Origin of the sequence: uncultured Nitratireductor sp. (assembly GCF_913053745.1) — a bacterium.
GTDB lineage: Bacteria > Pseudomonadota > Alphaproteobacteria > Rhizobiales > Rhizobiaceae > Nitratireductor.
Genome location: NZ_CAJXGF010000188.1, coordinates 1 through 7,476, shown reverse-complemented (window position 1 = coordinate 7,476; position 7,476 = coordinate 1). Strand labels below are relative to the sequence as shown.

The window sequence follows — 7,476 nt, the reverse complement described above, 5'->3', positions numbered from 1 at the left end:
CCCCGCCGCATCGATCACCGCCGCCTCGAAAGCGCCGGCATTGAGCCGCGCACCCAGAAAAAACGCCTCCTCTGCGGCGCTTGCGCGCTCTGGCGCGAACATCGCTGCCGTACCGGCGAGGGCCAGAAATGTTCGGCGGTCAATCTCCATCGAGTGCATTGAACCCCATCACCAGTCCCAGCGCACCCGAAAGCTCGCCATTGAGCGTGTGCTTCGCCCCTTCCATCGCAATGGTCGCGTAAGAGATGCGCCCGCGATCCTCCTCCTGCGAGAAGGCCGCCTCCGGTTTCGTTTTCACCGCCTCCAGCGCGTCGCGCGCGTGAGACAGGTCGAAATCCATGCTGCCTCCATAGCCGTTGACGAAATCGGACGGACCGTCGACGAAACCGGCCGCGGCGATAAGCTTCTGCACGCCCTCGATCTGGGCGGCGGCGAAGGAGAAGGTCTGGCCGCTGCGCCAGAAGGGCGCCCGTTTGCCACGGGCCTTTTCCACGCTGTCGCCGAGTGCCGGAAGGAGCTCTGCATTGCGGGTGAATTCCAGCGCCGTCCCCGCCGCCTTGACGACTTCGCCGGCCACTTCCGCCGTGGAGCGATAGGGATCGCGGTCGGCAGCCGGCGCCGTGAAGGATGTCCGGAAAGCGGTTCCTTCCGCCCACGCGCCCTCAAGGGCCTCGGCGACGTCGGCGATATTGTCCGCCAGCGCCTTTGCATAGGCGCAACGTCTGGCATCGTCCGCCAGCGCCTCTCCGCCGGTGCCGAAGAGCACATAGTCCAGCGCCGGCATCCCCTGGAGCGCGACGCTCTGGTCGGCGAGATCGTCCGGCAGAGGATCTTCGGAGGCGAGCAAACCCTGCACCTGGCGCAGCGTTACACCGCGCGGATCCGGCCAGAAGAAAACACGTTCGAAGCGGTTTTCCGCCACCAGCGGGCCGAACCGTAAAACGGAGACATGCGCCCAGGCCGAAAGCGTGTCGGCAAAACCCGCTTGCACCGCGTCGCCTTTGTTGCCGGCCGACGCAGCGCAAACCTCGTTCAGAATGACAGCCAATGCACCGCTCGTTTCGCGAAAGCGTGCCAGGGCCGGCACGACATAATTCTCCAAAACCCGGCGACCAATATCGGGAGCGATCGTGTCCGCCTCGCTCTGTGCGAACGCGGGCGAGGCTGAAAGGCTCAGGATCACAACGCATCGTGAAAAGCGCGCTAGCATCGAAGTCTCCGTAACCAGGACTGGTATTGCTGGCTGTCGCACCGAAGGGAGAGGAGATGTGCGAGGGCTGGCCGGGGCCGAAATCCGGCCTCCTCGTTGGGCTTACCGCCCCGAAAGAACAACGACAAGGGCGAGCGGCACCGTTCGGCAAAAGTTGATCGCGCAGAGATCGAAAAAGGAACCCATCATGGTCGGCCACGGGTTTCGCCTGCCATGGCTCGTTCGGCACCGCTTCTTCACTCAGGCAAGAGCCGATGCCATGAGAGAGAAGCCGGAAAGAACGCCGATCGCTTCAGCGTGGTTCTTGGCGACGAAGCGCACATCGAGAGCGCCGGTGCGCTCAACGAATGGCATGAGCGCGGCCGCGTCGGCGAAAAGCTGTTTGCCAAAGCCGATATCGACGGTGAGCGGCGGCGTGCATGGAGCTTTCACTTCGGTGTCGGCGGCCGTCTGCACCGCCTCGCACACATCCTGTTCGATCTTCTCTCGCGCCTCGTCAGGCGACAGGCTTTCCGATGCGATAGCGCTGATGCACCGTTTCACGGTGATCGAACGGGCAGCCGGAAACTGTTCGGCAATCTCGGCTTCCAAGCGGTCGTCGCCGCTGACCGCGAGCAGAGGAACGCCGATTTCCGCCGCGTGACCGGCGAAAAGCGTGGGTTCCCCCGCGCGCACCCCATTCACCTCGATACGACGAAAAGCGAGACCGCTGATCGTATGCGCCAGCACACCGAAATTGTCCGCGGCCGCGTGATAACCGATCAGCACGGCGCCGGCATGGTCGGCGCGTATTCCTTCGATCATCGACAGAGGTCGCGCACGACCGGAGACGACGCGCGCGCGCGGATCGAGCTGATCGACGATCATGTTGCGCATCGGCCCATGCGAATCCGCCACCGTTACCGTATCCGCGCCGCCGGCGAACGCGCCACGGATGGCGGCGTTCGCCTCTTCCGTCATAAGGCGTCTTGCGACCTCATATTCGGGATTGCCGCGCTGTCCCTGGAGGCCTTCATTGACCCCGGCCACGCCTTCGATGTCGACCGAAATAAAGATATGCATGTGAACGTCCTTGCTGTGAAACGCCCGCATTCCACTTGAATAGCCGCAGTTTTTCCAGTTCCACGACCGGAGAGAGGCCGGGCCAGAGCTTGCAAGAGGAGACGCTGCATGCCACATAGGGACGCAGCGTTAAGGCAGTAAGCCTCCAGCGGTTTATCCGCGAAGCGCGAAAAGCACCGTTTTCCAGCCTTCCGTGACCCAGCGCAACGCAATTGTGCCCGCGCTGCAGTGCTTTCTCCCCCCTTTTCTCCTTCTTGTGCGCTCCAAGCAGCGTCATCCCGAGTTTTACTCATGGAGTTATCCATGCCTTCACGGCTTTTGCTGCCAGTGCTTGCGCTGGCCGTTTTCTTCGTCGGCGCAACCGAATTCATGATCGCACCCTTGCTGACGCCCATAGGCGCGGCTTTCGACGCCGCGCCCGCCGAAGCCGCCTGGCTGATTTCCGGCTACGCGCTCGCTTATGCCTTTGGAGCGCCGCTGATCGGGCTTGCCGCGCATCGGCTCGACAGGCGGCGGCTGTTGCTTGCCGCGCTCACGCTTCTCGCAGCAGACGGCCTCGCCGTGGTATTCGCCCCCACGCTCGGCGTTGCCATTGTGCTTCGCATCTTCGGCGGCGCTGCGGCGGCCGCTCTCATCCCTGCGGTTTTCGCACTGATCGCCGACCGCCTGCCCGAAGCCCGGCATTCTCAGGCCATGGGGTTCGTTATGCTTGGAATGACGGCAGGCATCGCCTCCGGGCCGGCGCTGGCAGGCCTGCTGGCTCAGTTTTTCGATTGGCGCGCACCATTCATTGCAAGCGCCGTCGGCTGCATTTTGCTGCTTTTTCCAGCCAGCGGCGCGCTGACGGTGGAGGCAACGCCCCCCTCCTCGTCCGCGCCCCCTGCTTTCAACGGCTTTGGACGTAAGCTTCTCTTGCTTCTTGTGGCCAAGGCCCTATGGAATGGCGCTGCCGTCGCCGCGTTCGGTCTGAGCGGCGAAATGTTGCGTCATCGTTTCGAGGTCGACACTCTGCAGACCGGCCTGTCGACTGCCGCTTTCGGTATCGGACTGGCGGTCGGCAATCTCTCGACCGGTCTCTTCAAACGCGTGTTCGGCAGCGATGAACGACTGCTGATCATCGCCGTCTTCATGCTCGCACTCAGCTTCGCGGCTTTCCTGTTCCTGCCCCTACCGCTATCCGGCGCCCTTACGTGCCTTGCAGGCTGGGGTGTTGCGCTCGGCTTCGCGGCTCCCGCCAGCACAGCGCTGATCGCTCGCCGGGCGGATAAGGGAAAAGCCTTCGCTCTTGCATTGTCGGAAAGCGCCAACAATCTGGCACTGCTCGCAATCCTCTCGCTCGCGGCCCTCGCTTTCGAAACATCGAGCCTGATCGCGGCAGGTGCTGTACTCGCAACCGGCCTCGCCTTTGGGATCGGCCTTTTCCTGCTCGACGCGTTGGTCCAGCAGAAGGCGAAAACACACGACGATGGCTCTTGCGAGATGCCCTCGCAGCGTTAGCATGCAACCGAACTCATTCCAAAGTCACGGAGGAGCCATGGCTCCGCTTGTCGCTCTGATCGGTGTGTTTGCCGTTTTCATCCCCGCACTGATGTTGCCGGGCCCGGATTTCATCGCCGTTGTACGCTCGTCGATGACGCGCGGCACCGTAGCGGGTCTCTGGACCACGCTCGGCGTTTCGGCGTGCCTTGGCGTTTATGCCACGCTGAGCCTAGCGGGTCTTTCCGCTATCCTTATGGAATATCAATGGCTTGCCTGGGCCGTGCGGATTCTCGGCGGTTGCTATCTCATTTATCTGGGCTTCAAGCTTCTGTTCGCCAAACCAGCCGCTTTCAACATGGAAGAAAGCGACGACCGGCCCAGCGGCAACCCGTTGTTGTTCGGCTTTCTCGTCACATCGACCAATCCGAAGGCGATCGTCTTGTTCACGAGCGTGTTCGCCACCGCTGTCACCGAAGCCACACCGCTATGGCTCATGGGGCTGATGGTCTTTCTTGTGGTTGCAAGTTCCCTCGTCTGGTACAGCATTGTCAGCCTGTTCATGTCCTCGGCACCGATAATCCACCGCTTCCAACACCTGCAACACTGGATCGAACGCGCAGCCGGCGTGTGCTTCGTGGCTATCGGCGGTCGAATTCTCGCCGACGCACGCAATCCCGTAACTCCCTGATTCTGAAAAGGTTCACACAATGGATTTTGACGGCGCCGTTCTTTTGCTCGTCGATTACCAGCAAGCGTTCGACAACGCCCCCTGGCCGCGGCGGTGGAACAGGGATGTCGACAAGAACGGTCTCGCGCTGCTCGCCAGGTGGCGCGAAACGGGACGTCCGCTGATCCATGTGCGACACGATTCCGTCGAGCCCGGCTCCACGCTTCGTCCTGGCGAGCCCGGCCATGCGATGCGTCCGGGTTTCGAGCCCCTTTCCGGCGAACCGCTCGTCACCAAAAGTGTCAACGCCTCGTTCATCGGAACCGATCTCGACCTGCGCCTACGCAGGCTCGGCGCACAGAAGGTGGTCACCTGTGGCATCTCGACGGATATGTGCGTATCGACCACGGTGCGCACTGGCGCGAATATGGGTTGGGAGATGGTGCTGGTGGAGGATGCCTGTGATTGCTTCGACTTGCCGGATGGCAAGGGCGGCACCCTCCCCGCCGAAGACGTGCACCGTGCGCATGTGGCAACACTTGGCTTCGAGTTTTGCACGGTCGTGACAACGCAAGGCGTTCTGTCGTCGATCTGACCCGCGCGATTATTTGCTTCGGAACCTCACGCAGCAAACGACGTTTTCCTCATAACGAGACCGCCTGTGTCAACCGGGCGCGACGGTAAGGAGAATGGGGACGGTTTTCCCGGTTTCCCACCCCAGCATCAACGCATCGGCATACGTGCTTCTGTCCCGTCCAGGCGGTTTCGTCTCTGTATGCTTTCCCGATTAGCGCATTCCAACGCCTTGGTGCGCTGTGTTCACGCCGCTTGAATTAATTGAACGTTCGTTTTATTAATTCACCAGGAGGCGCTATGGCACGTACAACAGGCTCGGACGGCGAGAAGACGGAAGCGGCGATCCGCGAGGCGGCGCTCGCCCTCATCGCGCGCCTCGGTTTCGAAGCCATGTCCATGCGCCAGCTCGCAGCACAGGTCGGTGTACAACCGGCAGCGCTTTATCGTTATTTTCCCACCAAAGAAGAACTGCTTCACGCGCTCATGCGCGACCATATGGAGCATCTTATCGCTTCCTGGGGGGAAGCGCGTCCTGCATATGGCTCCAACCAAGAGACGCCGGCAGGACGCCTCGCTACATTCGTTGAGAATCACATCCGCTTTCACCTGGCACGACGCGACGCCACACATGTGAGCAATCTGGAGCTACGCAGCCTTTCCGAAGAGCGTCTCAACCACATCCTTGCGCTGCGGAGCCAGTATGAGAGCGAACTGCGCGCCATACTGGCCGACGGCCAACGCGCCGGTGTGTTCCGAATCGACGATGTAGCGCTGACCGCCATGGCGATCATCCAGATGATCACCGGCGTGATCGTCTGGTTCCGTCCCGAACTGCGGCTTTCCGAAGACGAGGTGGCCGCTAACTATCACAACATGACCATGCGTCTTGTCGGCGCGGACGCTTGACCGGAGGAGACCGATGTATACCGGATCGATGAGTTTCGGCCTTGGCGAGGACATCGAGGCGCTGCGTGATATGGCGCAGCGCTTTGCACGGGAAAAAATCGCACCGCTTGCGGCGGAAATCGATGAGAGCAACGAATTCCCCGCCCATCTCTGGCAGGAAATGGGCGCGCTCGGCCTTCTCGGCATGACGGTCGACCCCGATTATGGAGGCTCGGGCCTCGGCTATCTGGCGCATGTGGTGGCGATGGAGGAGATCTCGCGTGCCTCGGCGTCTGTCGGCCTTTCCTACGGCGCGCATTCCAATCTATGCGTGAACCAGATCCGCCGCTGGGGCAACGATGCGCAGAAAGACAAATACCTTCCCGCCCTTTGCTCGGGCGAGACCGTCGGCGCGCTCGCAATGTCGGAGACTGGCGCCGGTTCCGACGTGGTCTCGATGAAACTGCGGGCGGAGAAGCGCAACGACCGCTTCGTCCTTAATGGATCCAAGATGTGGATTACCAACGGACCTGATGCCGGCACGCTGGTCGTCTATGCCAAAACCGAACCCGATGCCGGGCCGCGCGGCATCACCGCCTTTATCATAGAGAGCCGAACGAAGGGCTTCTCCGTGGCACAAAAGCTCGACAAGCTCGGCATGCGCGGCTCCAACACCGGCGAACTGGTGTTCGAGGACGTGGAGGTGCCATTCGAGAATGTGTTGGGCGAAGAAGGCAAGGGCGTCAACGTATTGATGTCCGGGCTCGATTACGAGCGCGTGGTGTTGGCAGGTGGCCCCTTGGGCATCATGGCCGCCTGCCTCGACGTGGCAGCGCCCTATGTGCGCGAGCGTGAGCAATTCGGCCAGCCGGTCGGTTCGTTTCAGCTCGTTCAAGGCAAGCTCGCCGACATGTACACGGCAATGAACGCCTGCCGGGCCTATGTCTATGCGGTGGCATCTGCCTGCGACCGGGGCGAAACCACCCGCAAGGACGCAGCAGGCTGCATTCTATACGCCGCCGAGAAGGCGACCCAGACCGCCCTGGACGCGATCCAGCTTCTGGGCGGCAATGGCTATGTGAACGAATTTCCCGTCGGACGCCTTCTGCGCGACGCCAAACTTTATGAGATCGGGGCGGGAACGAGCGAAATCAGGCGCTGGCTGATCGGGCGCGAGATGATGTCGGAAGCTTGAGAACGATGTCTCTTTCCGTGCGTTGACCTCGTTTGAACAAGCGAGGAATGATATCATGCCGCTCAACGACCTGCAGGAACGCCTTGCCGCCGAAAGCACGATCGATTTTTCCGGTCTCAACGCGCTGTTCATTAACACCACATTGAAACCGAGTGACCGAGCCACGTCACACACAGAAGACCTGATGCACGATTCGATTGCCATCATGGATCGCTGCGGGGTGGAAACCGACTATCTGCGCGCCGCGGATTTCGACATCGCTTTCGGTGTCTCGCCGGACATGCGCGAAGAGGGAGCCCAGATCGACGACTGGCCGGAAAAAATCTGGCCAAAGGTGCGCAAAGCCGACATTCTCGTCGTCGGCTCGCCAATCTGGCTTGGCGAGGAGAGCTCCATTTGTCG

General features: G+C 61.5%; 8 protein-coding genes. 6 read left to right on the top strand and 2 right to left on the bottom strand.

Annotated features, from left to right (window positions below):
- Window positions 1-139 precede the first annotated feature (139 nt).
- Together QZ638_RS21150 and QZ638_RS21145 are read right to left on the bottom strand one after the other, a co-directional pair.
- Window positions 140-1,210 carry an imelysin family protein gene (locus QZ638_RS21150; protein WP_295814148.1) on the bottom strand — a complete coding sequence of 357 codons (1,071 nt, stop codon included), beginning with the start codon at window positions 1,208-1,210 and terminating at the stop codon, window positions 140-142.
- A gap of 240 nt (window positions 1,211-1,450) precedes the next feature.
- Window positions 1,451-2,272, bottom strand: coding sequence for a M55 family metallopeptidase (locus QZ638_RS21145; RefSeq protein ID WP_295814145.1), 822 nt, complete (start codon window positions 2,270-2,272; stop codon window positions 1,451-1,453).
- A gap of 303 nt (window positions 2,273-2,575) precedes the next feature.
- Between QZ638_RS21145 and QZ638_RS21140 the strand changes: the two genes are divergently transcribed.
- The 6 genes from QZ638_RS21140 to QZ638_RS21115 all read left to right on the top strand — a co-directional run.
- Window positions 2,576-3,769, top strand: a complete 1,194-nt coding sequence (locus QZ638_RS21140) for an MFS transporter (protein WP_295814142.1) — start codon at window positions 2,576-2,578, stop codon at window positions 3,767-3,769.
- 37 nt (window positions 3,770-3,806) lie between these two features.
- Complete coding sequence (locus QZ638_RS21135; RefSeq protein ID WP_295814140.1) at window positions 3,807-4,439, top strand: LysE family translocator; 633 nt, start codon at window positions 3,807-3,809, stop codon at window positions 4,437-4,439.
- A 19-nt stretch (window positions 4,440-4,458) separates the two neighbouring features.
- Window positions 4,459-5,013 carry a cysteine hydrolase family protein gene (locus QZ638_RS21130; protein WP_295814138.1) on the top strand — a complete coding sequence of 185 codons (555 nt, stop codon included), beginning with the start codon at window positions 4,459-4,461 and terminating at the stop codon, window positions 5,011-5,013.
- A 278-nt stretch (window positions 5,014-5,291) separates the two neighbouring features.
- Window positions 5,292-5,900 carry a TetR/AcrR family transcriptional regulator gene (locus QZ638_RS21125; RefSeq protein WP_295814135.1) on the top strand — a complete coding sequence of 203 codons (609 nt, stop codon included), beginning with the start codon at window positions 5,292-5,294 and terminating at the stop codon, window positions 5,898-5,900.
- 13 nt (window positions 5,901-5,913) lie between these two features.
- Window positions 5,914-7,074 carry an isovaleryl-CoA dehydrogenase gene (locus QZ638_RS21120; protein ID WP_295814133.1) on the top strand — a complete coding sequence of 387 codons (1,161 nt, stop codon included), beginning with the start codon at window positions 5,914-5,916 and terminating at the stop codon, window positions 7,072-7,074.
- Between the two features lie 55 nt (window positions 7,075-7,129).
- A partial coding sequence (locus tag QZ638_RS21115; RefSeq protein WP_295814130.1) for an NAD(P)H-dependent oxidoreductase occupies window positions 7,130-7,476 on the top strand: 347 nt, incomplete at its 3' end.

What these genes read in the sequence shown, in the direction of transcription:
- QZ638_RS21150 (WP_295814148.1), bottom strand. Translation starts at nt 1,210, where the DNA reads ATGCTAGCGCGCTTTTCACGATGCGTTGTGATCCTGAGCCTTTCAGCC.
- QZ638_RS21145 (WP_295814145.1), bottom strand. Translation starts at nt 2,272, where the DNA reads ATGCATATCTTTATTTCGGTCGACATCGAAGGCGTGGCCGGGGTCAAT.
- QZ638_RS21140 (WP_295814142.1), top strand. Translation starts at nt 2,576, where the DNA reads ATGCCTTCACGGCTTTTGCTGCCAGTGCTTGCGCTGGCCGTTTTCTTC.
- QZ638_RS21135 (WP_295814140.1), top strand. Translation starts at nt 3,807, where the DNA reads ATGGCTCCGCTTGTCGCTCTGATCGGTGTGTTTGCCGTTTTCATCCCC.
- QZ638_RS21130 (WP_295814138.1), top strand. Translation starts at nt 4,459, where the DNA reads ATGGATTTTGACGGCGCCGTTCTTTTGCTCGTCGATTACCAGCAAGCG.
- QZ638_RS21125 (WP_295814135.1), top strand. Translation starts at nt 5,292, where the DNA reads ATGGCACGTACAACAGGCTCGGACGGCGAGAAGACGGAAGCGGCGATC.
- QZ638_RS21120 (WP_295814133.1), top strand. Translation starts at nt 5,914, where the DNA reads ATGTATACCGGATCGATGAGTTTCGGCCTTGGCGAGGACATCGAGGCG.